Source organism: Erythrobacter sp. (genome assembly GCF_011765465.1).
Classification (GTDB): Bacteria; Pseudomonadota; Alphaproteobacteria; order Sphingomonadales; family Sphingomonadaceae; genus Erythrobacter.
Window position 1 is genome coordinate 958,593 of record NZ_CP050265.1, and the last position, 26,155, is coordinate 984,747.

Below are 26,155 nucleotides of genomic sequence, written 5' to 3' on the forward strand. Positions count from 1 at the left end.
GCGTTCCCGCGCGCGATTGGGGGAGCGCGGCCCTAGCGCGGGATATCGACGTAGTCGAGTTTCTGCATCTTCTCGATCAGCTCGCCCCGGAACCGTTCGGGCACGGCCTGCGTGCCTAGGCCCCAGGCCATGACATCGACATCGTCTTCGGCCAGCAGGTCTTCGAACCAGTCCATTTCCGCCTCGTCCCATTCCGCGTGGTAGCGATCGAAGAAGCCGCCGATCATGTAATCGGCCTCGCGCGTGCCGCGATGCCAGGCGCGAAAGCGCGCGCGGGCGAGGCGCTGTTCGAAAGTGGGCATATCGTCCATGGCGGGCGAGGTAAGGCACTCGCCCGCACGGTTCAAGCGGCTATAACCCCCCGCGATGCGTCCCGATATCCTCAACCCCCTGTTCGCCGAAACCCGCGCTCTCGAAGGAGTCGGGCCGAAACTGGCGAAGCCGCTCGGAAAGCTCGGGCTCGAACGGGTCAAGGACGTCGCCTACCACCTGCCCGAACGCTTCGTCACGCGCCGCGCGATCGCCAATCTCGACGAAGGGGGCGAGGGCGAGCAGGTGATCGTGGCGCTGACCCCGACCGAACACCGCGCCTCGCGATCCCCCCGCGGGCCTTACCGCGTGCTGGCGCAGGATGCGGCGGGCAATATCTGCGCGATCACCTATTTCGGCCGCGCGTCCTACACGGCGAAGAAGCTGCTGCCGGTGGGCGAGAAGCGTTGGGTCGCGGGTAGGCTCGACCGCTATGGCGATATGCTCCAGATCGTCCATCCCGACCATGTCGAAAGCGAAAGCGCGGCGCATCTGGGGCGGCTGACCGAGCCGGTCTATCGCCTGTCCGAAGGACTCACCCAGCCGCGCGTCGCGAGCCTCGTCGAACAGGCGCTGGAACGTCTGCCCGAGCTGCCCGAATGGATCGAGCCGGGCCAGCTCGAGCGCGCCGGATGGCCGAACTGGCGCGATGCGCTGGCGATGGCGCACCGCAATGAAAACGCCCCGGCGCGCGACCGGCTCGCCTATGACGAACTGCTTGCGAACAGCCTCGCGCTGCTGCTGGTCAAGGCGGACAGCCGCCGGCGCAAGGGGCAGTCGCTCATCGGCGACGGGCACCTGCGCGTGCAACTCGCGCTGCCGTTCGAGATGACCGGCGCGCAGAAACGCTCGATCGCCGAGATCGAGGGCGACATGGCGCAGGAAGCGCCGATGCTGCGCCTGCTGCAGGGCGACGTGGGCGCGGGCAAGACCGTGGTGGCATTGGCCGCGATGCTGATCGCGGTCGAGGCGGGCAAGCAGGCCGCGCTCCTCGCGCCGACGGAGATCCTCGCGCGCCAGCATTACGAGACGCTGCGCCGCATGGCAGCCCCCACCGGGGCCGAGGTCGCGCTGCTGACGGGCCGGGCCAAGGGGCGCGAACGCGAGTCGATCCTGATGGGCCTGCTCGACGGGTCGATCGACATCATCGTCGGCACGCATTCGCTGTTCCAGGACAGCGTGGCCTACAGGGATCTCGGCCTCGTCGTGATCGACGAACAGCACCGCTTCGGCGTCGCCCAGCGCCTCGCGCTGGCGGCTAAGGGCAGGTGCGCGCCGCACACGCTCGCCATGACCGCGACGCCGATCCCGCGCTCGCTGACGCTGGCGAATTACGGCGAGATGGACGTGAGCCGCCTCGACGAACTGCCGCCCGGACGCCAGGCGATCGACACGCGAGTCGTGCCGCAGGAGCGGATGGAGGACGTTGTCGCAGGGGTGGCGCGGCATCTTGCGGGCGGGCAGCAGGCGTACTGGGTTTGCCCGATGGTCCGCGACAACGAGACTGACGACATCGCCGCGGCCGAGGCCCGCTATGCGGCGCTCAAGGAGCGTCTCGGCGATGCGGTCGTGATGGTTCACGGCCAGCTCGCGCCCGAGGTCAAGGATGCGAACATGGAACGTTTCGCCAGCGGCGAGGCGAAGCTGCTGGTGGCGACCACCGTGATCGAGGTCGGGGTCGATGTCCCCTCGGCAACGCTGATGGTGATCGAGCAGGCCGAACGCTTCGGCCTCGCGCAATTGCACCAGCTGCGCGGGCGCGTCGGGCGCGGGTCCGAGAAATCGGTCTGCCTCTTGCTGCGCGGCAACGAATTGTCGGAAACGGGCAAGAAGCGGCTCGCCCTGATGCGCGAGACGCAGGACGGGTTCCGCATCGCCGAGGAAGATCTCGAACTGAGAGGCGGGGGCGAACTGCTCGGCACGCGGCAATCGGGCGAGGCGGCGTTCGCCATCGCCGATCTCGACCAGGTCCAGCGCCTGCTGCCCGCCGCCCATGCCGATGCGCGCCTGCTGATCGAGCGCGACGGCGGGCTGACCAGCGCGCGCGGCGAGGCGGCCCGGGTGCTGCTCTACCTGTTCGAGCGCGACTGGGGCGTGCAATTGCTGCGCGGCGGATAGGGTGCGCGTGTCAGTCTTTACGGTCGAACCGGGCGGAGAGGCCCTCTTCGAGGAAGCGCCGCACCAGCACGTCGACCGCGATGTTGATTTCTTCCCAGACGCGGCGGAAATCGGCCTCGTCGCCGTAATAGGGATCGTCGATACCGCGTCCGGTCAGCCCTTCGACCGCGTCGTTGAGCAGCGCGACCTGCGCGGTCCCGTCGCGCGGGGCGTGGGCGCGGATGCCCTGCAGGTTCGCCTTGTCGAGCGCGAATATGTGGGTCGCACGGTAGAAGTCGTCGCGCGCGATCTGGCGGCCGAGCAGCCCGCCGATATCGACCCCGTTCTCGCGCGCGATGCGGATCGCTCGCGGATCGGGCGGCTCGCCGATATGATAGGACGCGGTCCCGACCGAATCGACCTGCGCTTCGAGCCCGGCCTTAACCGCCGCAGCCCGGAACGCGCCCTCCGCCATGGGAGAGCGGCAGATGTTGCCGAGGCAGACGAACAGGACTGCCGGAAGTGAATTCGAGCCTTGTGCCATGTCGAAGGCCAGTAGGTCGCCAGTGCAGATTACGCAATATTCTTGTAAGTAATACGGGAGTTTACTCGGTGCGGAAACTTTGTCTCGCTCTAGCACTTGGAGGAATGCCTCTGGCGAGTGCGTGGGCCGGCCCGGTCGAGGACTACGAGGCGCTGCGCGAGGAGGTGTGGGAAGCGACGCTCGACGCCTCGCCGCTGCTCGCCACCAGCGTCGGCGATGACCGGGGGGAGGGCGAGCTTTCCGACCTCTCGCTCGCCGAATACGAACGAGGGCTTGAAGAGACGAAGGGCTTCCTCGCAAGGTTGCGCGCGATCGATGCCGATGCTCTGCCGGTCGATCTCAGGATCGATTACGAAGTGCTCGAGGCGAGCCTTGCCGACCGGGTCGCCGCCTCTGCGCACCAGCATGATCGCTATGTCCTGTTCACGACATTCGGCGGGTGGGGATCGTGGTTCGCTTCGCTCCCCGACAGTTCGCCCTTCTTCGACCGCGCGGATTATGAAAGCTATGTCAGCCGCCTCGAAGCCTTCGCCGCGCAGAACGAACAGGGCATTGCGCGTAGCCGCGAGGCGGTCGCACGCGGGCTGACGCAGCCTTGCGAACCGCTCGAAGGTTTCGAGAACCGCATCGCCAAGCAGGTTGCCGAGGATTACCGCGCGACGCCCTTCTGGCAGCCGTTCGCAGGCGCACGGCCGGCCTTTCTCGACGAGGCCGAATGGAGCTCGCTCAAGGCCCAGGCGCGCGCCGCGATCGAGGACGGCGTTATCCCCGCCTATGCCGACTTCCTCGCCTTCTACACCCGCGAATACGCTCCCAATTGCCGCACCGGCACGCCGGGCGTGCTCGCGACACCGGGCGGCGCGGCCTATTACGCGCAGCAGGTGAAAAGCTACACCACGACCGACATGACCCCGGACGAGGTCCACGAACTCGGCCTTTCCGAAGTCGCCCGGATTCGCGCCGAGATGGAGCAAGTCGCCGCTGAAGCAGGCTTCGCCAGCCGCGAAGCCTTCATCGAGCACCTGAGGACCGATCCCAAGTATTACGAGACGGACGTGGACGAATATGTCGAACACGTCGCCGCGCTCGCCAAGCATATCGACGGCTTCCTGCCCAAGCTTTTCGGCCGCCTCCCGCGCCAGCCCTATACGGTGAAGCCGATCCCCGAAGCGCAGGCGCCGGGCAACACGACCGCCTATTACGAGCCGGGCTCGCTCGAGACGGGCCAGCCGGGTGTCTACCGCATCAACACGACCGAACTCGACCAGCGGCCCCTATGGGAACTGCCCGCTCTGGGCGTCCACGAGGCGGTCCCCGGCCATCACTTCCAGATCGCGCTGCAACAGGAACTCGACATCCACCCGCTGCGCGCCAACGGCACCTTCTTCACCGCCTTCGTCGAGGGCTGGGGGCTCTATTCCGAGCGGCTCGGGATCGAGATGGGGCTCTACGACACGCCCGCGAAGGAGATGGGGCGCCTGTCCTACGAGATGTGGCGCGCGACCCGGCTCGTGGTCGACACCGGGCTTCACGCAAAGGGCTGGTCGAAGCAGCAGGCGGTCCGCTTCATGCTCGACAACACCGCGCTGACGGCGGCGAATGTGGACGCGGAGGTCAACCGCTACATGACCTGGCCGGGACAGGCGCTCGCCTACAAGGTGGGCGAACTCAAGATCCGCGAACTGCGCGCGCGGGCCGAACGGGCGCTGGGCGCTGATTTCTCCTTGCGCGCCTTTCACGACACCGTGCTCGAAAACGGGGCGATCCCGCTTTCCGTGCTGGAAGCCCATGTCGACCGCTGGATCGCGGCCGAACTGGACAAGCGCAAGGACTGATCAGGCGGCGCGCGCGGGGAGGGGCTCGGTCGAGCCGAGCACGTCCTCGGTGATGCGGCGGATATTGACCTGCGCCTTCAGTTTCGCGCCGAGAAGCGCCGTGCCCGACACCTTGCGCTGGACGAACAGGGTCTCGATCGGGGGGAAGGCCCAGGTGTCCTTGTCCTGCGCGATGGCATAGCCTTCGTCGCGCAGCAGCGGCACGAAGGCGCGGTCGCCGAAGTCGAACGGCTTGTCCTCGCGCATTTCATTGATGACGATGTCGATCATTCGATTGACCCGCTCGGGATGCTTTTCCGCGACGATCGGCATCATGAAGCCGCTTTCGATGGTCGCTTTCAGCACTTGTTCGCGGTCACCCTTGAGCCCGGCTTCGAGCATCCGGCGGTAGCCGTTCGAGACGTCGGGATCGACTTCGCGGCAGGCCCCGAAATCGAGCAGGACGATCTCGCCCGTTTCGCCGCGATAGCGGTAATTGGCGAAGTTCGGGTCGGTCTGCATCACGCCGAATTCGAACAATTCGCGCGCGACGAGGCGCATCAGGCGGGCCATGACCGCGTCACGCTGTTCGGGCGATTCCTCGCCCAGCACCTCGATGCTCGAGCCTTCCTCGAAGCTCATGGCGAGGATGTGTTCGCGCGTCAGCCCTTCGTGGAGGCGCGGGACGACGAAGCCGGGCTCGCCTTCGAGCCGCTTGCGGTAAAGCTCCATCTGCTCGCCTTCGCGGTGATAGTCGGCCTCTTCGTGAAGCTGCTTTTTCGCGGCGGCGAGGAGCTTGTCGATTTCCAGTTCGGGCGGGGCGAAACCCGCGACGCGCAACAAGGTCATCACATTGTCGACATCGCTGTCGATGCTCTTCGCAACGCCCGGATACTGCACCTTGATCGCCAGTTCTTCGCCTTCGCGGGTCATGGCCTTGTGGACCTGCCCGATGCTGGCGGCGGCGATGGGCCGCGGGTTGAACCACTTGAACTGGCGGCGCCAGTCATTGCCCCATTGCTCTTTCAGCACCTTGTCGAGCTGGCGCGTCGGCATGAAGCTCGCCTGGTCGCGCAGGGTGGCGAGGATCTGCGAGAGTTCCGCAGGCAGGAAATCGCCCGCGTCCATGCTGATCATCTGGCCCATCTTCATCGCCGCGCCGCGCAGGTGCGACAAGCGGTCGGCGAGCCGTTTCGCGTTGCCGGGCGTGAGGATCAGGTCGCGCGCCGAAATCCGCTCTCCGCTGGAGATGCGGCGCGCGCCTTCGGCCATCATGCCGCCCGCGACCCCGCCCACGAGCTGGCTGAAACTTGCCACCCGCGAAATGCGCCCCGAGGGTACGGCGCGGTGGCGGCCGCGTTCCTCGCGGGTCCAGTTGGCTTCGCTTTCGGCGATGTTGCGATCGTCGTCGTCGGGGTTTTCTGGGGGAGAATCTGGCACGTGGCGACCCTGCTCGTTCCGGCTGTTGCTCCCTAACAGATGGGCCGCGAAGCGGTTCCGCGCAAGGCGCGCTGCTCGGGCGGGCCGGTCAGCTGATGCACAGCCCCCCGTCGACCGGCAGGCATTGCCCGGTGATGTAGTCCGAATGGGGCGAGGCGAAGAACACCGCTAGCCCTTCGAGGCCCGCATGGTCGCCCGGGCGGCGCAGCGGGATGCGCTTTGCCATCCACTCGGCGAATTTCGGGTTGGCAGCCGCGGTTATGTCGGTTTCGTAATATCCGAAAAGCAGCGCATTCGCGGTGATGTCGTAGCGAGCGAGCTCGAACGCCGCGCCGCGCGTGAGGCCGTTGAGAGCGGCCTTGGAGGCGGCATAGTCGGACGACTTGTTTACACCCATGATCGACTGGCCCGACGAGGTCGCGACGAGCTTCCCGCCCGGGTCGCCTTCCTTGGCGCGCTGGATCATGTGGCGGGTGACGTGCTTGTAGGTGAGCGCGGGGCCGCGCGCGTTGACCGCCATGACGCGGTCCCAGCCGTCTGTCTCCATGTCGGGAATCGCCGTGCCCGATCCGGCGATCCCGGCATTGGCGAAACAGGCATCGACCCTTCCGAAGGCGCGCAGCGTTTCGCCCATGGCATCCTCGATCTGCGCCTCCTCCGCCACGTCGCAGGTGAGAGCGATAACTTCGCCCCTGCCGAGCGCGCTCAGTTCCTCGAGCGCGGCGGCGTTCTTGTCCGCGTTGCGCGCCCAGATCGCGACATTCGCGCCGGCCTTGGCGAGTCCCCGCGCCAGCCCCAAGCCAAGGCCGCCATTGCCGCCGGTGACGACCGCGACGCGGCCGGAAAGATCAAACAGGTCCATGGGCAACGGGTTGCCTCAATCCGGCACGCGTCGCAAGCGGGTGGAACCGTGCGCCCCCTTATGTATTTTGCGAGGTCATGGACGCACACAAGACGCTCACTCCCGCCGCCCGCTGGCTCGGCTATGCGGGGCTTCTTCCCCAGATCATCTGCCTTTCCCTCGCGATGGCCGAGCCGGGGATGAACGCCGGATCGTCCGCTGGAAGCGGGTGGGGCTATGCCGCTCTCCCGGCGGGTTTCGCCTATGCCGCGGCGATCTTCAGCTTTCTGGGTGGGGTATGGTGGGGGCAGGCGATTTCCCATTCCGCCGACCGCCCGGCGGGGGCAGGGGCCTATGTCGTCGCCGTCCTGCCGAGCCTGATCGCGGTCGCGCTGTTCCTGCCGTGGGCTTTCGGATGGGACTGGCCCGGCCCGGCGCTGCTCTATCTCGGCGCGTTCATCGCGCTGTCGCCGCTGGTGGACCGCTGGCTGGGTTTCGCCTCGCGCGATTTCCTCCGGCTGCGCGTGCAGCTCTCGCTCGGGCTCGGCCTGCTGACCATCGCGCTGGGGCTGGTCGCCGAAAGGCTGGTCTGAAAGCGCGCTTGGCGCTACCGCTTCCCGCATGGCGACCTCGACCGACGATACCGCAAAGCTGACCGACCGCACCGCGCTTCTCGAAGCGCTGGATACGCGGCTGCGCTGGCTTTCCGCGTGGACGATCCACAATGCGAACAACATCCGCGAAAAGCGCGATCGCCTGAAGGTTGGCGGCCACCAGGCTTCGTGTGCCTCGATGACGGCGATCATGGCCGCGCTCTATTTCCACGCGTTGCGTCCGCAGGACAAGGTGGCGGTTAAGCCGCACGCATCGCCCGTGCTCCACGCGATCCATTACCTGCTGGACGAGCAGACGCGCGACAAGCTCGAAGCCTTCCGCGGGCTTGGCGGGGCGCAGTCCTATCCCTCGCGCACCAAGGACACGATCCCGGTCGATTTCTCGACCGGCTCGGTCGGCCTCGGCGTTGCGGTCACGGCCTTCTCCAGCCTCGTGCAGGACTACCTCATCGCCCACGGCCAGATGCGCGAGGAGGACGCGGGCCGGATGATCGCGCTGATGGGCGATGCCGAACTCGACGAGGGCAATATCTACGAATGCCTGATCGAGGGCTACAAGCACGATCTTCGCAACTGCTGGTGGATCGTCGACTACAACCGTCAGAGCCTCGATGCGACGACGGCGGACCGGATGTTCCGTCGATTCGACGACATCTTCGAGACCTGCGGGTGGCGAGTCATCACGCTGAAGCACGGGCGGATGCAGCGCGAGGCATTTGCCAAGCCCGGCGGGAAGGCGCTGGAGGAGTGGATCGAAACGTGCCCCAATGCCGATTTCGCCGCGCTCACCTATCTCGGCGGGGAGGCGTGGCGCGAGCGGCTGATGCGCGATATCGGAAGAAAGCGGGGCGTGGCGGCGCTGCTGTCCGAATACGACGACCCCGCGCTCGCCCGGCTGATGACCAATCTCGGCGGGCATTGCATCGAAACGCTGCTCGATGCCTTCGCGCGGATGGACGACGAGCGCCCGACGCTGCTCATCGCCTATACGGTCAAGGGCTACGGTCTCCCGCTTGCCGGGCACAAGGACAACCATTCGGGCATGATGAGCACCGCGCAGATCGAAGGGCTGCGCGACGATCTCGGTATTGCCGAGGGCGAGGAATGGGACAAATGGGCGGGGCTCGGCGATAATCTCGCCAGCACGCTCGAAAGCTTCATCGCCGACAGCCCCATTGCCCGGAAGAAACCAGAACACCGCGCGCCCGCCGTGCCGCTGCCGCAGCGGCTGCCGGTGCCGAGCGGCGATATGCTTTCGACGCAGGCCGCTTTCGGCAAGATCCTCCACGACCTCGCCAAGTCCGACAGCGAGCTTGCCGACCGGATCGTGACGACCGCGCCCGACGTCACCCAGACGACGAACCTCGGCGCCTTCGTCAACCAGCGTGGGCTGTTCCGGCGGCAGGAACTGGCCGACGTGTTCCAGCGCTCGAAAATCCCTTCCGCGCAGAAATGGGCGGCCCACGCAGCGGGGCAGCACATCGAACTGGGTATCGCGGAGAACAATTTCTTCCTCCTGCTCGCATCGCTCGGCCTGTCTGCGGAGCATTTCGGAACGCGTCTGATGCCGGTGGGCACGGTCTACGATCCCTTCATCGCGCGCGGGCTCGATGCGCTCAATTACGGGTGCTACCAGGACGCGCGCTTCCTGCTTGTGGGCACGCCTTCGGGCATCACGCTTGCGGGAGAGGGCGGGGCGCACCAGTCGATCAATACGCCGCTGATCGGGATGGGCCAGCCCAACCTCGACTCTTTCGAGCCCGCCTTCGCCGACGAGGTCGCGCTCATGATGCGCCATGCCTTCGAGCGGATGCAGGCAGAGGACGGAAGCTCGGTCTACCTGCGCCTGACGACCCGTGCGATCGCGCAGGAAACGCGCGCCGATGCGAGCTGGCAGGAGGGCGCTCTCAAGGGCGGCTACTGGCTGCGCGAGCCCGCACCGGGCGCTTCGGCCGCCATCGCCTTCAGCGGGGCGGTTGCGCCCGAGGCGCTGGCGGCCTGGGAGGCCCTGCAGGACGACCTTCCGGGCCTCGGGCTGCTCGCCGTGACCTCGCCCGACCTGCTCCACCGCGACTGGAGCGCCGCGCGCGCCGCGCGCTGGAGCGGCGGGGCGCGTGAGGAGAGCCACGTCGAGACGCTGCTCGGCGGGCTCGCCCGGGACGCTGGGCTTGTTACTGTTCTCGACGGATCGCCTGCCGCGCTTTCGTGGCTCGGCGCCGTGCGCGGGCAGCGGGTCAGCCCATTGGGTGTCGATCGCTTCGGCCAGACCGGCGACCTGCCCGACCTCCACCGCACCTACCGGCTCGACACCGACGCGATCATCGATGCCATGGCGGAGCTGTTCCTCTAGCCCCGCCGGGCCGAAAGGAAGGCAAAGGCCGAAAGCGACACCACGCCGAGCGAGAGCGCGACCAGCATCGCCGATGTCCCTGCCCAGCCGGCCCAGTCATAGACGGCAGGACCCAGCAGGCTGCCGAGCGCGCCGCCGAGGAACATGATGACGATGTAGACGGTGCTCAGCCGGGTGCGGATCGCCGGTTCCAGCGAAAGGAAGGTCATCCGTCCCGTCACGTCGATGGTGGGGCCGACCATGTTGACCACGACCAGCGGCACGACGATCCCCCACACGCTCCATCCGAGTGGGTAGAGCAGAGCGAGGCCGGTGGCCGACACGCAGGCCGCCATGACCCGCGCCTTGCGCGCCCCGATCCGGTCGGCGAGGCGGCCGAGGCGCGGCGTGGTAACGATGCTCACCGCCGCCAGCCCCGCCAGATAGCCGACCGTGTCCACGCCATAGCCGAGCTGCGGGTTGGTGAGATGCAGCGCCAGCGCCAGCCACGTCGCCGTGAAGGTCGCGAAATTGAGCCCCTGGATGATCGCGGAGATCATCATGTCGCGGTTGCCCTTCGCCAGCGCGAAAACCGAGGCGAGCAGCGCGCCGTAGCTTCCCGTCGGGCTTTTCGCCGCGCGCCCCTCGCTGCGCATCGCCACGGGAAGGGCCAGCGTCACCGCCGCCATCAGCGCGAAGGCGCACCAGTAGACCGCCCTCCAGCCAAAGCGTTCCGCGACCACGCCAGCCCCGACCCGCGCGACGAGGATGCCGAAGATCACACCGACGGTCAGCAGCGCCGTCACCTGCCCGAGCCGGCCGGGAGCGACCCGCTTCGAGGCGAAGGCGGGGATCAGGTAGGGCGCGATGGTGACGAAGCCGAGCAGGGTCGAGGCCGCGGTGAACAGCGCGAAATCCTCCGCCAGCGCCATGCCGAGCATGAAGAGGCTCTGCAGGCTCACGAACAGGATGCACAGCGAACGGTTCGAATAGCGATCGCCCAGCGGCAGCAGCAGGAAGATGCCGAGCGCAAGCGCGAGCTGGTTCAGCGCCGGGACGATCCCGATGCGCGCCTCGCTCACCCCGAAGCTTTCCGCGACCTCGCCGATGATCGGGTGGATGTAATAGGCATTCGCCGTTACCACCGCGACCGTCACCGCGAGCGCATATTCCTGCGCGCGGGTGAGGTGGTCGGGCTCGGTCTCGGCGGCGGAAGTGGCGTTCAACCGAGCACGCCCGCCTTTCTCGCGGTATCGATGACGCCTTGCGCGAGCTCGGCCGGGCGGTCCTCCTGGCAGAAATGGCCGCAGGTGGGCAGGATCGCGTGCGGCATTCCCTCGGCCCCCTTGATCCGCTTCGCCAGCGTCTCGCCGAGCCCGCCCGTCACCGGATCGTCCGCGCCGAACAGGGTGAGGAAGGGCTTGTCGAAACCGGCGAGGCCGACCCAGGCGCGCTGGTTCTGTTCGATGCCGTCCATGCCGTCCTCGACCGGGACCAGCGCGGGAAAGGCACGCGCGCCCGCCTTGCTCGGCTCGTCGGGGAAGGGCGCGTCATAGGCCGCGATCTCCGCCTCGCTGCGCTCGGTCGCGGTGGCCCGGTCGATCAGCGCGCCGATGCGGAAATCGGGCGAGGACTTCGCGAATTCCCGCCACGCCATGAAGGCGGGCGAGGGCGTGCCGCCGGTCGGAAGGAAGGTGTTGGAAGCGACGACGCAGGTGAAGCGATCGGGCTCCTCGCCGACCATGCGCAGGCCGAGAAGGCCGCCCCAGTCCTGGCAGAACAGCGCGGCAGGCTCCGGACACACCGCCTCGCGCCATTGCTTCAGCCACGAGACGTGCCGGTCATAGGTGTAGAAGGCAATATCATCCGGCTTGTCGCTCTTGCCGAAGCCGACGAGGTCGGGCGCGAGGACGCGAAAGCCCGCTTCGACGAGCGGCGGGATCATCTTGCGATAGAGGAAACTCCAGCTCGGCTCGCCGTGGAAAAGGAATACGGGCGGGGCGTCCTTCGATCCCTCGTCGAGATAGTGCATCCTCCCGCGATGCCCTTCACCGAGGTCGATCTCGATCCAGTTCTCGGCGAAAGGGTAGTCGGGCAGATCGGCGAAACGCGCCGGGTCGGCTGTGAGGATGCGCATGATTCTTCTCTCCCTTATCGGGAGACGGGTAGCACGAAACAACCGATCGGCCAGAGCCGTGCGTGCAGGTCAGGCCGCCTCGCCGGGTTCCGCGCCCATCGGCACGCGCTCCTTGAAGGTGTGCGTAACGTACGGGAACGGTATCTCGATCCGCGCGGCGTCCAGTTCGCGCTTGATCGCGCGGATCACCTGGTCGCGGTTTTCGATCGTCGCCGCCCCGCTCGAAGGCGCCCACCAGCGCACGTGGAAATCGACCGAGGACGAATTGAATTCATTGGCGAGGATCTGGATCGGCTTGTCCTTGATGACGTGATCGACGCTTTCGACCGCGCGCCGGATCGCGGCATCGGCGGCCTCGAGATCGGTGTCGTAGGCGACCCCCACCATCACGTCGTAACGGCGCGAGTCGGCGTCGGTCCAGATCTCGACCGGGTTCATGAAAAGCATCGAATTGGGCATGATCGTAAGCTCGCCCGAAAAATGCCGGATATAGGTTTCGCGCAAGGCGATATGTTCGACCGTGCCGAGCACGCCTTCGCATTCGATCGTGTCGCCCACCCGCATCTTCTTGCGCAGCATGATGAGGACGCCTGCGAGGAAGTTCTCGAAGATGTCCTTGAAGGCGAAACCGATCGCGACCGAGCCGACCCCGAGCCCGGCGACGAGGCTGGCGGGCGACAGGTCCGGGATCATGATGATCGCCGCAGTAAGGAGGCCGGTCAGCCACACGCCGAGCCGCACCAGCCGGTCGATCAGCGCCCTGAGGCTCGGTCGCAGCTCCGCCTTGCCGACGAGCGCCCCCGCGATCCGGCCTGCCCCCTTGGCGACGAGCCACGTAAGGACAAGCACGACGATCCCGATGGCGATGGTCGGAACACTCGCGACCGCGGCGGCGGCCATGTCGTTGGTCTGGGCACGAAGTATGTCGATGATCTGCATTGGTTCCCCTGCGTTGCTTTTCATTCCAATCGGTTGGCAGCAACATATGTTCCCTGTCGCAGCACTCCTTCGGTCGGGCGCGAAACGGGCGGCGCGCGGTGCATTTCGGCTTGCAGGCGAAGGCCAAGTGTGATTCTGTAAGAAAGCTCAGGCGGTTCGAGGGGCATCATGCGCGGTCAGGTGAAAGAGCAGGCGAAGCAGGGCGTGGCGCTCGCGCTGCTGCTCGTGCTCGGCGGGTTCGCCATCGCCGGGCCGACGGGCCTGCTCGCGTGGTCGGAAAACCTCGCCGCGCTCGAAGCGCGCGAGGCCCGCATCGCCGAATTGACGGCCCGGCGCGATGCGCTGTCGAACCGGGTCGAACTGCTCGATCCCGAAGCCGCCGATCCCGACCTTGCGAGCGAGCTCGTGCGGCGCAATCTCGGCGTGCTGCACGCCGACGAAGTGGTGATCACGCTCGAGGAATAAGCGCGCCGCAGGTGATTGCGCGTCCCCCCATGACCCGCCTATAGGGCTGCCCGAGAGAGAAGCGCGCGCCTCCTCCTCCCCATGCGCGCGCATCATGCAAGAGAGGAATTCGCCCCTTGGCAAAGACCCCTTCGAAAAGCTCGTCCGCCAAAAAGCCCGCAGCCAAGCGTGCGCCCGCGAAATCGACGACCGCGGCGAAGGCCCGCTCCGCGCCCGCCGCGCCTTCGGACGATCCCGATTTCGAACTGCGCTCGCTCCAGCGCGAATTCGAGGAGGCGAAACTCTACGACGCGAGCGAGGAGGAAATGCTCGAATTCTACCGCCGGATGCTGCTTATCCGGCGGTTCGAGGAAAAGGCGGGCCAGCTTTACGGGCTCGGCCTGATCGGGGGCTTCTGCCACCTCTACATCGGGCAGGAAGCGGTCGCGATCGGGCTTCAGTCGGCGCTGGACAATGACCGTGACAGCGTCATCACGGGCTACCGCGACCACGGGCATATGCTCGCCTACGGGATCGATCCCAAGGTCATCATGGCAGAGCTGACCGGGCGGCAGGCGGGCATCTCCAAGGGCAAGGGCGGGTCGATGCATATGTTCTCGACCGAGCACAAGTTCTACGGCGGCCACGGCATCGTCGGCGCGCAGGTGCCGCTGGGCGGCGGGCTCGCCTTCGCCCACCAGTACAACGAGGACGGCGGCCTGTGCCTCGCCTATTTCGGCGACGGGGCAGCGAACCAGGGGCAGGTCTACGAGACCTTCAACATGGCCGCGCTGTGGAACCTGCCGATCGTCTTCGTGGTCGAAGACAACCAGTATGCAATGGGCACCTCGACAAAGCGCAGCTCCGCGGAAACCCGCTTCCATCGCCGCGGCACCTCCTTCCGCATTCCGGGCATGGATGTCGACGGCATGAATGTGCTCGAGGTCCGTGCCGCCGCCGAAGTCGCGTTCAGGCACGTGCGCGAGGGCAAGGGGCCGGTGCTGATGGAGCTCAACACCTATCGCTACCGCGGGCATTCGATGTCGGACCCGGCGAAATACCGAACCCGCGAGGAAGTGCAGGAACAGCGCGAACACCACGACCCGATCGAGCGGCTGAAGAAGCACATGATCGAGAACGGCAAGGACGAGGCCGAGCTGAAGGCGATCGACAAGGAAATCCGCGGGATCGTCGCCGAAGCGGCCGATTTCGCCGAGAACTCGCCCGAACCCGACGCGAGCGAACTCTACACTGACGTGCTGGTGGAGGAGTATTGAGCAATGGCGATCGAACTCAAGATGCCCGCTCTCTCACCCACGATGGAAGAGGGCACGCTCGCCCGCTGGCTCAAGTCCGAAGGCGATGCGATCGAGCCCGGCGACGTGATCGCCGAGATCGAGACCGACAAGGCGACGATGGAATTCGAGGCTATCGACGAAGGCACGCTCGCCAAGATCCTCGTGCCCGAGGGCAGCGAGAATGTCGCCGTGGGCACGGTCATCGCCATGCTCGCCGGTGACGATGAGGATGCGGGCGAGGTCGAGGCGCCAGCCGAGAACGAGCCTGCTCCCGAGCCGAAGGACGTCGCCGAGGAGGAGACCGTCGAAGTCTCCGAAGGCGCTACGGTCCCCGATGCGAAACCTGCGCGCGAGGCCGCCTCCGACCCGCAAGTTCCCGAGGGCACGAGCTTCACCTCCGTCGCCGTGCGCGAGGCGCTGCGCGATGCCATGGCCGAGGAAATGCGCCGCGACAAACGCGTCTTCGTGATGGGCGAGGAAGTCGCCGAATACCAGGGCGCCTACAAGGTGACGCAGGGCCTGCTCGATGAATTCGGGCCGAAACGCGTCATCGACACGCCGATCACCGAATACGGCTTTGCCGGGATCGGGACGGGCGCCGCAATGGGCGGGCTTCGTCCGGTGGTCGAATTCATGACTTTCAATTTCGCCATGCAGGCGATCGACCACATCGTGAACTCGGCGGCCAAGACCAATTACATGAGCGGCGGCCAGATGCGCTGCCCCGTCGTCTTTCGCGGCCCCAACGGCGCGGCCAGCCGCGTCGGCGCGCAGCATTCGCAGAACTACGGGCCATGGTATGCGAGCGTGCCCGGCCTCGTCGTCATCGCGCCCTATGACAGCGCCGATGCCAAGGGTCTGCTCAAGGCGGCGATCCGCAGCGAAGACCCGGTCGTCTTCCTCGAGAACGAACTCGTCTACGGGCGCAGCTTCGATGTGCCCGACCTCGACGATTACGTGCTGCCCATCGGCAAGGCGCGCGTCGTGCGCGAGGGGAAGGACGCGACCATCGTGTCCTATTCGATCGGGGTCGGCTTCGCGCTGGAGGCTGCGGAAAAGCTCGCCGAGGAAGGCATCGACGCCGAGGTGATCGATCTGCGCACCCTGCGCCCGCTCGACCGCGCGACGGTGCTCGAAAGCCTCGCCAAGACCAACCGCCTTGTCGTCGCGGAGGAAGGCTGGCCGACCTGCTCCATCGCGAGCGAGATCGTCGCGACCTGCATGGAGGAAGGCTTCGACCATCTCGATGCGCCTGTGCTGCGGGTGTGCAACGAGGACGTGCCGCTGCCCTATGCCGCCAATCTCGAGAAACTGGCGCTGATCGACGCGGCGCGGATCGTCGAGGCGGTGAAGAAGGTCTGTTACGTCTGAAGTCCGGCCCGGACCGCCCGCCTAGCAGGTGGGCGGGTTCTGTCCGGTCGTCGACGGATAGAGCCTGGTTAGGTCGCGCTGGTCGCGCACGTTGAAGGCCGCGGTGTAACGGATTTCCCGATTGTCGAAGATCTCGAACGGGGTGACCGACTGGTAGTCGTAGCTCACCTCGACGAACATGACCGCGGTCCCCGCGCTGGCAGTGATCGGGCTGCCCGCATCGCCCATGCCGGCGAAACCGAAGCCGCTTTCCCCGTCGCCTTCGCTGCCGTAGCTCGAATCGAACGCCTTGTTGCCCGTGCATCGCTGCCAGGCGATCCACTGGCCGCCGTCGGCATTCTGTTGCAGGCTGGAAAGGATGATGCGGCCATTCTCGATCATGTCGATCGATTCGCCCATCCGCTCCGCACCGATGAAGACGTCGATGATGTCGTCCTCGTAGACCTTGCGCGCGACCAGCACGTCCTGTTCGCCCACGCGCGAGGCGTTGTCGGCGACCTGCATCGCGATCTGGCTGACCTTCATGTGGGTGACGAAAAAATAGGCCGTCTCCGTGCCCAGCATCCCGAGCCCGAGGATGATCGGCGCGGTGAAGGCGAATTCGATCATCGCCACGCCGGAGAAGTCCTCGCGCAGGGCGCGCAGTTTGCCGCCCGCGCGGGCGACGGTCCGGCGCAGCGGCGCCATGGTCTGGCCCATGGTTTCGCGAAGCATGGTCCTCATACGCAATTTCCCGTTTCCGAGCTGCGATCCTGCTGGTCGAAAGGCTGGTTGCGCATCACCGTGGACGAACGCAGGGTCACGTTCTGGTCCATCCCGGCGAGCCCGTACATCGGGAACAGGCGCGGATAGGTCACGACCGCAGTGTAGAGCACGACGTCGCGCGCGCCGCCGATCCCTTCTTCTCCGCGGTTGCTGTCCCATTGCCCGTTTTCGTTGACGTCGACGAAAACCTCGCCGTTGTTGCAGACACCGTCGCCGTTATCGTCGTCGAATTCCTCGGCCTGCCCGACATCGGAAAAGTCGAAGTGGGAGAGTTTCTCCAGTTCGACGCTCGCCGTGCTCGGCACGACGGCCGAGACCTGGTCGATCACGCGCTGGTCGATCGAGGCTTCGGTGCTGCCCGCCCCTTCGAGCGTGAGGTCGCGCCCGGCTTTCTGCATCGCGCCGTTGACGAGCGCGGCGGTGTATTGGGTGTGCGCCATGTCGAAGATGCCCATGACCATCAGCACGAGCACCGGCCCGACAAAGGCGAACTCGGTCAGCGTGGCGCCGGTTGCGTCGCGGGCGAGACGCCGCAGGAGGGTGGGGCGCCCGCCGATCATTGGGTCAGCCTCAGGGCGGCGATGCGCTGGGCGATTTCCTCGAAGCGGTCGCGCAGCTGGGCCGAATCGTCCGCGGTGAAGGCCCGGCCCGGGGTCGCGCAGTCGATCAGGTTCTGAGTCAGCGTCGTCCCGAAAGCGACCACCCAGACCGAGATGTTCTGGTTGCGCGCTGCGCGGCAGGCGGCCTGGAAACGTTCGGCGTGGCGCGAGCGGGCCTGGTTGTTGCTGCCATTGTCGGTCACGCGGCGGTCCCACCACTCGATCCCGTAGGTCGTGTAAAGCTCGGTACTCGGCGAGAGGATGCCGTCGGTCATGAACACGATGTGGCGCGAGATCGCATCGCCATTGGGAGCGGTCGCATTGTCGGCCGAGAAAATCCCATTGGGCGAGATAAAACGCGCACCCCAGATCATGCCGATGTCGTGATAGGTGCTCGAGCGGGCATCGAGTGCATCGACATAGCTCTGCAGCTCGGTGCGGGTGATGTCGCGCAGGCGGAAGGCCGGGGCGGGGCAGCTGTAGCCGGGGCGGTTCTCGTCCCAGGTCTGGGTCAATTCGCCCAGCACATTGCCGCCGTCCTCGCGTTTCCACGTGGCGTTGCGCAGCACCGGCTTCCAGTATTCGGTCGGATCGTCGGGCACGAGATTGACGTCGAGGTCGTTCGCCCCCGCCGGGACCGGGTTGAAGCTGGTCGCGGCGACCGTGTCGGCTTCCTCGATGCAGCCATCCCAGTCGACGCTCGCCATCGATCCGTTGTTGCCGATCGGCAGTTCGATCCGGTTGTCGTCGTAAAGCGTGGTGAGGTCGAAGGTGACCGGCTTGTAGGTCCAGCTCTGGAAGACGTCTTCCTCGCGGTATTCCTCGACGATGTCGAAGAACACGTCGGCGCGGTCCTCGTAGACCTGCCAGCCGTATTCGCACCAGCCCGATCCGCTGTAGTAGTTCGAATAGGCGTAGGCGTTCCAGATCGTCTCGTTGTCGTCGCGATAGCTGGTCGTGCGGATCGTGCCGTCGACCGTCTGCGAGATCACGCCCTGGTGGGTGCCGAGGTCGGTCCGGATGAGGTTGAACAGGTCATCGGGCTCGAGCCCGGAACACGCGCTGGAGGAATAGGTCCGCTGCCAGCTGCGCGAGACGCCAAGATATTCCTCGTCGCCTTCGGGCACGACATTGGTGACATTCGTGGCGATCTCGATCCATTCGATGACCGTGTCGACGTTGGCTTCGCGCGACTGGTAGGTGTGGCTCTGCGCCAGCCATGCCGGGTTCGCCGCCATCAATTCGGCCCCGACATTCACGTTCGAGGCATAGGGCACCATGCCGTAGCGCACCTGCGCGGCGGGCGAGGTCGAATCGACCACGGTGTCGTAGAACGTCATCACCGCATCGCGCAGACCCTCGATCTTGGAGCCGGGGTCGGGCGTATTGCCGCAGCTCCCCCCGCCCGGATTGTCGGGCGCGCAGTTCATCGATCCGGTCACGTCGACGACGAAAACGATGTCGGTGTTCGAGATGTTGATATCGGCGGTGCATTCGACCGTGATGTCGAATTTCTCGTAGCCGAAGGCGCTCATGATCGTGGTCGGCAAGGTGCCCGAAGCGATGCCGTTGACCTCGCCATCCGGACTCGCGGTGTAATCGCGCTGACGATTTTCGAGCCCGAACGTCCCGTCGGTGTAGTTCTGGTCGAAGAAATTGAGCCCGATCGTCTTGTGTTCCTGGTTGAAAGTGTCGTCCGCCATGGCGCGGCGAGCCGCGAGCGCACCGGCGTCGCAGGCGGCCTGCAGACGGCTCTGGGCCATGTAGTAGCGGCTCGCGTCGACGCCGCCCCCCACCATCGCCATCAGTGGGAAGAGCGCCATTGCGCTGATCACGATGGTGTTGGCGGTCTCGTCCGAGACGAGCGCGCGCAGGAGGGATTTGCGGTCCGGGTCAGGCCCTGTCTGGTATCGCCCCATGAATGCGCGTCCTTGTCGCTATGCAAAGTCGAGTTTGCCCGTGCCAGTCCGTCGCTGCGCGCAGCGAAGGCGCAGTCCGACCGGTTCAGGACACCGGATTAGGCGGGTCTGGTAAGCGGAATGCAAAAGCGTCTGGTTAACGCTTCGTGAAATCGCGCCTTCGTCTCGTTATGGGGCAGGCTCGGCGCGCGGTGTGCGGGCGGCTGTGCGGTGGTTTGTGGCGCGGGAGCGATTGACATTTTCTCCAGCAGGGTAGTTACGGTCGGGTGAATGGCCCCCTCCGAAAGTCTTTCAGGCGAAACCACTTACGCGGCGATTGAGACAGCGCTCGGCGGCGACCTGCCCGAAGGCGCGGCCCGGCTCGCACTGGTGCACAGCCCTCCGCCGGTCCGCGCACCGCTTGCCGCCCTCCTCGCGCTCGATGCGCGACTCGCCCGGATCGCGGGCCAGACAAGCGAGGTGATGCTCGGCCAGATGCGGCTCGCCTGGTGGCGGGACGTGCTCGGTGAAGAACCGGGAGCGCGCCCGCGCGGTGATGCGGTGCTCGATGCGATCGGGCATCAATGGGGCGGGCGCGAAGCGGCGCTGGTGGAAATGGTCGATGCATGGGAAGTGCTGGTCGCCTCCGAAAGCATGGAGCGCGACGACATCCTCGCTTTCGCCCGCGGCCGGGCCGCGCCCTTCGCGGCGCTCGCCGAAGCGGACGCGCAGGCCGAGCAGGCCCGCGCCGCCGGGCTGCGCTGGGCGCTCGCCGAGGCCGCGCCGCGCCTTTCGGACGAGGCGGAGCGCGAACGGTTCGTCGCCCTGGGCCTCGAACATTGCGCCAACCGCGCCCGGCTGCCGCCCGCACTCAAAGGTCTTGCGGTTCTCGATGCGCTGGCCGTGCGCGCGCTCAAGCGGGGAGGGCGCGATCCGATGGAGGGTAGGGGGGCCGCGCTGGTCGCGCTTCGGGCGGCTGTTCTCGGCGCCTGAAAAGGTGTAATGTCCCGATAATTCAAGGGGTCGTGAATCAAAGGGGACGACATCATGCGGCAGGCGATCCTCGGCGCCGTGGCTGGATTGGTGCTTGCAGGGATAGGCGTATTCTGGTGGCAGGGCAGGGCGACGATCGAACGCAACGCGCCCCCGCCGCCCGAGCCCGAAGCTCCAGCCCCCGATCCGCTCGACCTTCCGGTGACCGATCCGGGTGACATGGAAGGCCCCGAACCGCCCGAGATGAGCGAACTCACCCGCGAGCAGCGACGCTTCTTCCGCTATGATCGCAATCGCGACTGGCGAATCACCCGCACCGAGATGATGGCCTCGCGCTCGGACGGGTTCCGCAAGCTCGACGTCGACGGCAACAACCTGCTTACCTTCGAGGAATGGGCGGTCACCACTGCCGAACGCTTCGACGAAATGGACGCGGACGGCAACGACGAACTCACCCCGGCCGAATTCGCGACCAGCGCGCCCAAGCGCAAGCCGAAAAAGCCCGCCTGCAGCTGCTGATCAGGCCGGGACCGGCTCGGCGCGCCTCATCCATTCGGTAAGGTCCGCCTTAGCGCGGGTGGTGTAGGCTTCCTTGCGCGCCTTCTTCTTCACCTCGTGCAAGGGAGGGAACAGGCCGAAATTGACATTCATGGGCTGGAAGGTCGCCGCATCGGCATCGCCCGTGATGTGCGAAAGCAGCGCGCCCATCGCGGTCGTCGCGGGCAGCGGCTGCCAATCGCGCCCTGCCAGTTCCGCTGCCGTCATCATCCCCGCGACAAGCCCGATCGCAGCGCTTTCGACATAGCCCTCGCATCCCGTCACCTGGCCCGCAAAGCGGATGTGCGGCGCCGCTCGCAGGCGCAGCTGGCGGTCCAGCACCTGCGGCGAATTGAGGAAGGTGTTGCGATGTAGCCCCCCGAGCCGCGCGAATTCCGCGTTCTCCAGCCCGGGAATCGTGCGGAAGAGTTCGACCTGGGCGCCGTATTTGAGCTTGGTCTGGAAGCCGACCATGTTCCAAAGTGTGCCGTGCTTGTTGTCCTGCCGCAGCTGGACCACCGCATAGGGCCAACGCCCCTGCGGAAACTCGGGCGTCGTGTCATGCGGGTTGTCGAGCCCGACACCCTTCATCGGGCCATAGCGAAGTGTATCGACCCCGCGCTCGGCCATGACCTCGATCGGCATACAGCCATCGAAATAGGGCGTGTCCTTCTCCCACTCCTTGAACTCGGTCTTCTCGCCCTCGAGCAGCCCTTTGTGGAAGGCGAGATACTGCTCCTTGGTCATCGGGCAGTTGATGTAGTCGCCGCCCTCGTTCGAAGCCTCGGTCGTCTTGTTCCAGCGCGACTGGATCCAGCATTTCGTCATGTCGATGGAATCGCGATAGACGATCGGCGCGATCGCATCGAAGAAGGCGAGCCGTTCCTCGCCCGTCGCCGCGACGATGCTCGAAGCAAGCGATTGCGCGGTCAGCGGGCCGGTGGCCACGATGGTCAGGCCCGCGTCCGGCAGCGCGTCGATCCGCTCGCGCACGATGTCGATGTTCGGATGTTCGCCCAGCGCCTTGCTCACTTCGGCCGAGAACACGTCCCGGTCGACCGCCATCGCGCTGCCCGCCGGAACCCGCGCCTTTTCGCCTGCGCGCATCACGATCGAATCGAGCGCGCGCATTTCGTGGTGGAGGAGGCCGACCGCGTTCGTCTCGTCATTGTCGGAACGGAAGCTGTTCGAACACACCAGTTCGGCCAGTCCGTCGGTCTGGTGCGCCGGGGTCATGTCGCCGCCCCCGCGCATTTCGGACAGGCGCACGCGCACCCCGCGCCGGGCGAGTTGCCACGCCGCTTCGCTCCCGGCGAGGCCGCCGCCGATGATGTGCACATCGTAAGTCGTGTCGGTCATGGAGCGCGAGGTAATTGCGTGCTAGCGAGCCTGCAAGCCTCGGCAGTGCCGCAAGGGAGGGAAGGGCGATAATGGCGAAACGCGCGCTGGTCGAACACCGGCCCTGGCTGCTGGCGAGCGTGATCGCGGCCACCGCCTATTATTTCCTTTGGAACAACCCCGTCGGCGAAGGCGTCTGGGGCATTCTCCTGAAAGGTGCGGGCGTCGGCCTGCTTGCGGTCTATGCCATGCGCCGGACGCGCGGCGTGGACGGGGCGATCCTCGTCATCGCACTCGCGTTGTCGGCTGCGGGCGACATGGCGATCATGCTCTCTTTCGAGGCCGGAGGGGCGCTGTTCCTGCTCTCGCATCTCGTCGCGGTCGGGCTTTACGCCCGCAACCTGCGCGAAAATCCCGCGGCGAGCCAGCGGCTGCTCGCGCTCGCACTGGTCGTTGCCGCGCCGCTCCTGTCGTGGTTGCTCAGCGCCCGGCTCGACATCGCCGCCTATGGCGCGGTGCTCGGCGCGATGGCGGCGGGGGCGTGGCTGAGCCGTTTCCCGCGCTACCGGGTGGGGCTGGGAGCGGTGCTGTTCGTGGCGAGCGACTGGCTGCTGTTCAGCCGCCTTGGCCCCATCGACCTCGCGCCGTTGCCCGACCTCTTCGTCTGGCCGCTCTACTATGTCGGGCAGGTGATGATCGCGACCGGCGTGGTGCAGACCCTGCGCGCCGATCACGAAAGCTGAAGCCTAGCCGCCCGGTTCGTCGTCAATGTTCCTGTCGGAATGCGCGGTCGTGTCGGGCGCAGTCTCGTCCCCGCCGCCGCGCCGTTCCACCATTTCCTCGACCACGGCCTCTTCCGCCTCGTTCTCCGGCTCCTCGCTTTCGTCGATCAACGCCGCGCCGACGATGTGTTCGCCCTTGGCCACGTCGAAGATCTTGACCCCGGCGGAGCCGCGACCGATCACCGTCCAGCCCTTGTGCTCCTTGAAGCCGTTTTCGATGAGGTGCCGGAACTGGATCGGCATCCGGATCAGCTTGGCCTGGTCGGTCACCAGCATCAGCTGCGAGCCGTGGTGCACCGGGAAGCTCGCGACGACCGGCCCGTTGCGGTCGGGATTGCTTTCGGGCGCACCGATATTGGTGAGGCCCTGTCCGCCGCGCCCGATGGTGCGGTATTCATAGGCCGAGGAAATCTTGCCGTAGCCGTTGGCGGTGATGGTGAGGATGAATTCCTCGCGTTCGGCCATCGCCTCCATCTGCTCGGGCGGCAGGGTGGGCTCGGCGTCGTTGTTCTTCCACGCGGCGGCGCGCAGGTAGGCTTCGCGCGTTTCCATGTCGGCTTCGAGCGGGTCGAGCACGGCGAGGCTGACGACCTTGGCATCGTCCTTCAGGGCCATGCCGCGCACGCCGATGCCGGTGCGGCTCTTGGTCTCGCGCGCATCGGTCGCGGCAAAGCGGATCGCCTTGCCCGCATCGCTTGCAAGGAAAATCTCCTGCGTCTCGCCGACGAGCCGCACGCCGATCAGTCGGTCGCCGGACCCTTCGACAAAGCCCATCGCGTATTTCCCGTTGGTGGGAACGTTAGTGAAGGCGTCCATCGAATTGCGCCGCACCATGCCCTGCTCGGTCGCGAAGACGATGCCGAGCCGGTCCCACTCCGCCTCGTCCTCGGGCAGGGGCAGCACGTTGGTCACGCGCTCGTCCTCGGCCAGCGGCAGCAGGTTGACCATCGGTCGCCCGCGCGTGGAGGGCCCGCCCTCGGGCAGCTTCCAGACCTTGAGGCGATAGACGCGCCCCGTGTTGGTGAAGAACAGGACCGGGTTGTGGGTCGAGGTAACGAACAGCTCGACCACCGCGTCCTCGTCCTTGGTCGCCATCCCGGCGCGGCCCTTGCCGCCGCGCGCCTGCGCGCGGAAGGTCGAGAGCGCGGTGCGCTTGATATAGCCGCCCATGGTGACGGTCACGACCATGTCGTCGCGCTCGATCAGGTCCTCGTCCTCGAGCCCGTCCCAGGCGGGCGCGATTTCCGAAACGCGCGGCGTGGCATAGGTCGCGCGGACCTCTTCGAGTTCCTCGCGCATGACCGCGTAGAGCTTCACCCGGTCGGCGAGGATCGCGAGCAGTTCCTCGATTCTCTCGGCGAGTTCCTTGAGTTCGTCGCCGATTTCGTCGCGGCCCAGCGCCGTCAGGCGGTGGAGGCGCAATTCGAGGATCGCCTTCACCTGCCGTTCGGAAAGGCGATAGCTTCCGCCTTCCTCGTCGGCGGTCGGCTCGATCGCTTCGACAAGGCGGATATATTGCGCGATGTCGCCGATCGGCCATTCCTTGGCGAGAAGCTTGGCCCGCGCCTCGGCCGGATTGGAGGAACCGCGGATCATCGCCACCACCTCGTCGAGATTCGACACCGCGACGACAAGGCCGAGCAAGATATGCGCCCGCTCGCGCGCCTTGTTCAGCTCGAACTTGGTGCGGCGGGTGATGACTTCCTCGCGGAAGCCGATGAAGCTCTGCACGATGTCGCGCAGGGTGAGCGTCTCGGGCCGCCCGCCGCGGATCGCGAGCATATTGGCGGGGAAGGAGGACTGCGCCGGGGTATAGCGCCACAGCTGGTTGAGCACGACCTCGGGCGAGGCGTCGCGCTTGAGGTCGATCACAACCCGCACGCCTTCGCGCGAGGATTCGTCGCGGATGTCCGAAATGCCCTCGATCCGCTTGTCCTTGGCGGCTTCGGCGATCTTTTCGACGAGGCCGGACTTGCCGACCTGGTAGGGGATCGAGGTCAGCACGATCGCGCGCTTTTCGCCGCGCTTTTCCTCGACCTCGTGGCGGCAGCGCATCAGGATCGAACCGCGCCCGGTGGTGTAGGCGGCCTTCGCCCCGCTGGTGCCGAGGATCAGCGGCGCGGTCGGGAAATCGGGGCCGGGTATGTATTCGATCAGCTCTTCCGACGTGATCGCCGGGTTCTCGATGAAGGCGAGGCAGCCGTCGATCACTTCGCCCAGATTGTGCGGCGGAACATTGGTCGCCATGCCGACCGCGATCCCGCCCGCGCCGTTGACGAGGAGGTTGGGAAAGCGTGCCGGAAGGACGGAGGGCTCTTTCGTCGAACCGTCATAGTTGTCGACGAAATCGACCGTGTCCTTGTCGAGATCGTCGAGAAGGGTGTTGGCGACCCGCGCAAGCCGCGCCTCGGTGTAGCGCATCGAGGCGGGAGGATCGGGGTCCATCGAGCCGAAATTGCCCTGGCCGTCGATCAGCGGCACGCGCATCGACCAGTCCTGCGTCATCCGCGCGAGTGCATCATAGATCGCCGCGTCGCCGTGCGGGTGGTAGTTGCCCATGACGTCGCCGACGATCTTGGCGCTCTTGCGGTAGGGCCGCCCGGCGACGAAGCCGCCTTCCTGGCTCGCGTAGAGGATGCGGCGATGGACCGGTTTCAATCCGTCGCGCACATCGGGCAACGCGCGGGAGACGATCACGCTCATCGCGTAATCGAGATAGCTGGTCTTCATCTCATCGACGATGTCGATGCGGTCGTAATCGCCGCCGGGGGCGGGGGAATCGAGAATTTCGGTGTCGTCGCTCAAGGCTTGGGGCCGTTTCGGTTGTGTTCTGATGCGTTTGCGCTTCGTGCAATGTAGGCACTCGCACGCCGATGCGCCACTCGCCTGCGCGAACACGAGGGGAACAGGCGGGCTTTTTCCACATTTGCCGGGCGCGGAAGTGCCCTGTAAGCGCGCGTTCATCCGCATTGCGCGAATGCGCTCCGCCCTATCGCAAGAGAGGGGTTGAATCCGGCCGCGGGATCGGCATTCAAAGCCCGTTCAGACCGATTGGCCTAGTTGGAA

At 66.3% G+C, this 26,155-nt stretch carries 22 protein-coding genes; 10 read left to right on the forward strand and 12 right to left on the reverse strand.

Annotation, left to right across the window (positions count from 1 at the left end):
• Nucleotides 1-32: 32 nt before the first annotated feature.
• Nucleotides 33-311, reverse strand: a complete 279-nt coding sequence (locus G9473_RS04610; RefSeq protein WP_291136449.1) for a succinate dehydrogenase assembly factor 2 — start codon at nt 309-311, stop codon at nt 33-35.
• Nucleotides 312-366: 55 nt separating this feature from the next.
• Between G9473_RS04610 and recG the strand changes: the two genes are divergently transcribed.
• Nucleotides 367-2,427, forward strand: coding sequence for an ATP-dependent DNA helicase RecG (gene recG, locus G9473_RS04615; protein ID WP_291136451.1), 2,061 nt, complete (start codon nt 367-369; stop codon nt 2,425-2,427).
• Nucleotides 2,428-2,437: 10 nt separating this feature from the next.
• On the opposite strand, the gene G9473_RS04620 is transcribed toward recG, so the two are convergent.
• Entirely contained in the window at nt 2,438-2,950 is a 513-nt protein-coding gene (locus G9473_RS04620; RefSeq protein WP_291136453.1) for a low molecular weight protein-tyrosine-phosphatase, read from the reverse strand.
• 104 nt (nt 2,951-3,054) lie between these two features.
• Here G9473_RS04620 and G9473_RS04625 point away from each other — a divergent pair, with 104 nt between their 5' ends.
• Entirely contained in the window at nt 3,055-4,785 is a 1,731-nt protein-coding gene (locus G9473_RS04625) for a DUF885 family protein (RefSeq protein WP_291136456.1), read from the forward strand.
• Here the strand turns inward: G9473_RS04625 and G9473_RS04630 are convergent, their stop codons facing one another.
• Complete coding sequence (locus G9473_RS04630) at nt 4,786-6,159, reverse strand: AarF/ABC1/UbiB kinase family protein (protein WP_291138229.1); 1,374 nt, start codon at nt 6,157-6,159, stop codon at nt 4,786-4,788. It abuts the gene before it with no gap.
• Nucleotides 6,160-6,292: 133 nt separating this feature from the next.
• On the reverse strand, nt 6,293-7,066 hold the full coding sequence (locus tag G9473_RS04635) for an SDR family oxidoreductase (protein ID WP_291136459.1): 774 nt from the start codon (nt 7,064-7,066) through the stop codon (nt 6,293-6,295).
• Between the two features lie 77 nt (nt 7,067-7,143).
• On the opposite strand from G9473_RS04635, the gene G9473_RS04640 reads away from it, so the two are divergent.
• On the forward strand, nt 7,144-7,638 hold the full coding sequence (locus G9473_RS04640; protein WP_291136461.1) for a DUF3429 domain-containing protein: 495 nt from the start codon (nt 7,144-7,146) through the stop codon (nt 7,636-7,638).
• A gap of 28 nt (nt 7,639-7,666) precedes the next feature.
• On the forward strand, nt 7,667-10,009 hold the full coding sequence (locus tag G9473_RS04645; RefSeq protein ID WP_291136464.1) for a transketolase: 2,343 nt from the start codon (nt 7,667-7,669) through the stop codon (nt 10,007-10,009).
• Here the strand turns inward: G9473_RS04645 and G9473_RS04650 are convergent.
• From G9473_RS04650 to G9473_RS04660, 3 genes are all read right to left on the reverse strand, one after another.
• Entirely contained in the window at nt 10,006-11,214 is a 1,209-nt protein-coding gene (locus G9473_RS04650; protein WP_291136467.1) for an MFS transporter, read from the reverse strand. The genes G9473_RS04645 and G9473_RS04650 overlap by 4 nt on opposite strands.
• Nucleotides 11,211-12,125 (reverse strand): haloalkane dehalogenase, encoded by a 915-nt coding sequence (locus G9473_RS04655; protein ID WP_291136469.1) that lies wholly within the window; start codon nt 12,123-12,125, stop codon nt 11,211-11,213. The genes G9473_RS04650 and G9473_RS04655 overlap by 4 nt, the downstream gene beginning before the upstream one ends.
• Nucleotides 12,126-12,194: 69 nt before the next feature.
• Nucleotides 12,195-13,064, reverse strand: coding sequence for a mechanosensitive ion channel family protein (locus G9473_RS04660; protein WP_291136471.1), 870 nt, complete (start codon nt 13,062-13,064; stop codon nt 12,195-12,197).
• Between the two features lie 168 nt (nt 13,065-13,232).
• On the opposite strand from G9473_RS04660, the gene G9473_RS04665 reads away from it, so the two are divergent.
• From G9473_RS04665 to G9473_RS04675, 3 genes are all read left to right on the forward strand, one after another.
• On the forward strand, nt 13,233-13,529 hold the full coding sequence (locus G9473_RS04665) for a septum formation initiator family protein (RefSeq protein ID WP_291136473.1): 297 nt from the start codon (nt 13,233-13,235) through the stop codon (nt 13,527-13,529).
• 116 nt (nt 13,530-13,645) lie between these two features.
• Nucleotides 13,646-14,785, forward strand: coding sequence for a pyruvate dehydrogenase (acetyl-transferring) E1 component subunit alpha (pdhA, locus tag G9473_RS04670; protein WP_291136475.1), 1,140 nt, complete (start codon nt 13,646-13,648; stop codon nt 14,783-14,785).
• A 3-nt stretch (nt 14,786-14,788) separates the two neighbouring features.
• Entirely contained in the window at nt 14,789-16,177 is a 1,389-nt protein-coding gene (locus tag G9473_RS04675; protein WP_291136478.1) for a pyruvate dehydrogenase complex E1 component subunit beta, read from the forward strand.
• Between the two features lie 21 nt (nt 16,178-16,198).
• Here G9473_RS04675 and G9473_RS04680 read toward each other — a convergent pair whose 3' ends face one another.
• Genes G9473_RS04680 through G9473_RS04690 form a run of 3 tightly spaced genes read right to left on the reverse strand, consistent with a single transcriptional unit; the run spans nt 16,199 to nt 19,460 of the window.
• On the reverse strand, nt 16,199-16,900 hold the full coding sequence (locus G9473_RS04680) for a TadE/TadG family type IV pilus assembly protein (protein WP_291136481.1): 702 nt from the start codon (nt 16,898-16,900) through the stop codon (nt 16,199-16,201).
• Nucleotides 16,897-17,502, reverse strand: a complete 606-nt coding sequence (locus G9473_RS04685) for a TadE/TadG family type IV pilus assembly protein (protein WP_291136484.1) — start codon at nt 17,500-17,502, stop codon at nt 16,897-16,899. Before G9473_RS04685 ends, G9473_RS04680 begins: the two co-directional genes overlap by 4 nt.
• Entirely contained in the window at nt 17,499-19,460 is a 1,962-nt protein-coding gene (locus G9473_RS04690) for a Tad domain-containing protein (protein WP_291136487.1), read from the reverse strand. Before G9473_RS04690 ends, G9473_RS04685 begins: the two co-directional genes overlap by 4 nt.
• A 270-nt stretch (nt 19,461-19,730) precedes the next feature.
• On the opposite strand from G9473_RS04690, the gene G9473_RS04695 reads away from it, so the two are divergent.
• Nucleotides 19,731-20,432 (forward strand): hypothetical protein, encoded by a 702-nt coding sequence (locus tag G9473_RS04695; RefSeq protein WP_291136490.1) that lies wholly within the window; start codon nt 19,731-19,733, stop codon nt 20,430-20,432.
• Nucleotides 20,433-20,486: 54 nt separating this feature from the next.
• Nucleotides 20,487-20,951, forward strand: a complete 465-nt coding sequence (locus tag G9473_RS04700; RefSeq protein WP_291136493.1) for a hypothetical protein — start codon at nt 20,487-20,489, stop codon at nt 20,949-20,951.
• Here G9473_RS04700 and trmFO read toward each other — a convergent pair whose 3' ends face one another.
• The gene (gene trmFO, locus G9473_RS04705) at nt 20,952-22,328 is read right to left on the reverse strand and encodes a methylenetetrahydrofolate--tRNA-(uracil(54)-C(5))-methyltransferase (FADH(2)-oxidizing) TrmFO (RefSeq protein WP_291136496.1); all 1,377 of its coding nucleotides are present in this window, start codon (nt 22,326-22,328) and stop codon (nt 20,952-20,954) included.
• A gap of 71 nt (nt 22,329-22,399) precedes the next feature.
• Between trmFO and G9473_RS04710 the strand changes: the two genes are divergently transcribed.
• Nucleotides 22,400-23,050: a lysoplasmalogenase family protein gene (locus G9473_RS04710; protein ID WP_291136498.1), complete on the forward strand. Its 651-nt coding sequence runs from the start codon at nt 22,400-22,402 to the stop codon at nt 23,048-23,050.
• A gap of 3 nt (nt 23,051-23,053) precedes the next feature.
• On the opposite strand, the gene gyrA is transcribed toward G9473_RS04710, so the two are convergent.
• Nucleotides 23,054-25,894, reverse strand: coding sequence for a DNA gyrase subunit A (gene gyrA / locus G9473_RS04715; RefSeq protein ID WP_291136500.1), 2,841 nt, complete (start codon nt 25,892-25,894; stop codon nt 23,054-23,056).
• Nucleotides 25,895-26,155 lie beyond the last annotated feature (261 nt).

Excerpts from the sequence above, each read along its gene's own strand:
- G9473_RS04680 (WP_291136481.1), bottom strand. The coding sequence starts at position 16,900 with ATGAGGACCATGCTTCGCGAAACCATGGGCCAGACCATGGCGCCGCTG.
- recG (WP_291136451.1), top strand. The coding sequence starts at position 367 with ATGCGTCCCGATATCCTCAACCCCCTGTTCGCCGAAACCCGCGCTCTC.
- G9473_RS04635 (WP_291136459.1), bottom strand. The coding sequence starts at position 7,066 with ATGGACCTGTTTGATCTTTCCGGCCGCGTCGCGGTCGTCACCGGCGGC.
- G9473_RS04710 (WP_291136498.1), top strand. The coding sequence starts at position 22,400 with ATGGCGAAACGCGCGCTGGTCGAACACCGGCCCTGGCTGCTGGCGAGC.
- G9473_RS04690 (WP_291136487.1), bottom strand. The coding sequence starts at position 19,460 with ATGGGGCGATACCAGACAGGGCCTGACCCGGACCGCAAATCCCTCCTG.
- G9473_RS04675 (WP_291136478.1), top strand. The coding sequence starts at position 14,789 with ATGGCGATCGAACTCAAGATGCCCGCTCTCTCACCCACGATGGAAGAG.
- G9473_RS04660 (WP_291136471.1), bottom strand. The coding sequence starts at position 13,064 with ATGCAGATCATCGACATACTTCGTGCCCAGACCAACGACATGGCCGCC.
- G9473_RS04645 (WP_291136464.1), top strand. The coding sequence starts at position 7,667 with ATGGCGACCTCGACCGACGATACCGCAAAGCTGACCGACCGCACCGCG.
- G9473_RS04620 (WP_291136453.1), bottom strand. The coding sequence starts at position 2,950 with ATGGCACAAGGCTCGAATTCACTTCCGGCAGTCCTGTTCGTCTGCCTC.
- G9473_RS04665 (WP_291136473.1), top strand. The coding sequence starts at position 13,233 with ATGCGCGGTCAGGTGAAAGAGCAGGCGAAGCAGGGCGTGGCGCTCGCG.
- trmFO (WP_291136496.1), bottom strand. The coding sequence starts at position 22,328 with ATGACCGACACGACTTACGATGTGCACATCATCGGCGGCGGCCTCGCC.
- G9473_RS04700 (WP_291136493.1), top strand. The coding sequence starts at position 20,487 with ATGCGGCAGGCGATCCTCGGCGCCGTGGCTGGATTGGTGCTTGCAGGG.
- G9473_RS04640 (WP_291136461.1), top strand. The coding sequence starts at position 7,144 with ATGGACGCACACAAGACGCTCACTCCCGCCGCCCGCTGGCTCGGCTAT.
- G9473_RS04655 (WP_291136469.1), bottom strand. The coding sequence starts at position 12,125 with ATGCGCATCCTCACAGCCGACCCGGCGCGTTTCGCCGATCTGCCCGAC.
- G9473_RS04695 (WP_291136490.1), top strand. The coding sequence starts at position 19,731 with ATGGCCCCCTCCGAAAGTCTTTCAGGCGAAACCACTTACGCGGCGATT.
- G9473_RS04625 (WP_291136456.1), top strand. The coding sequence starts at position 3,055 with ATGCCTCTGGCGAGTGCGTGGGCCGGCCCGGTCGAGGACTACGAGGCG.
- G9473_RS04610 (WP_291136449.1), bottom strand. The coding sequence starts at position 311 with ATGGACGATATGCCCACTTTCGAACAGCGCCTCGCCCGCGCGCGCTTT.
- G9473_RS04685 (WP_291136484.1), bottom strand. The coding sequence starts at position 17,502 with ATGATCGGCGGGCGCCCCACCCTCCTGCGGCGTCTCGCCCGCGACGCA.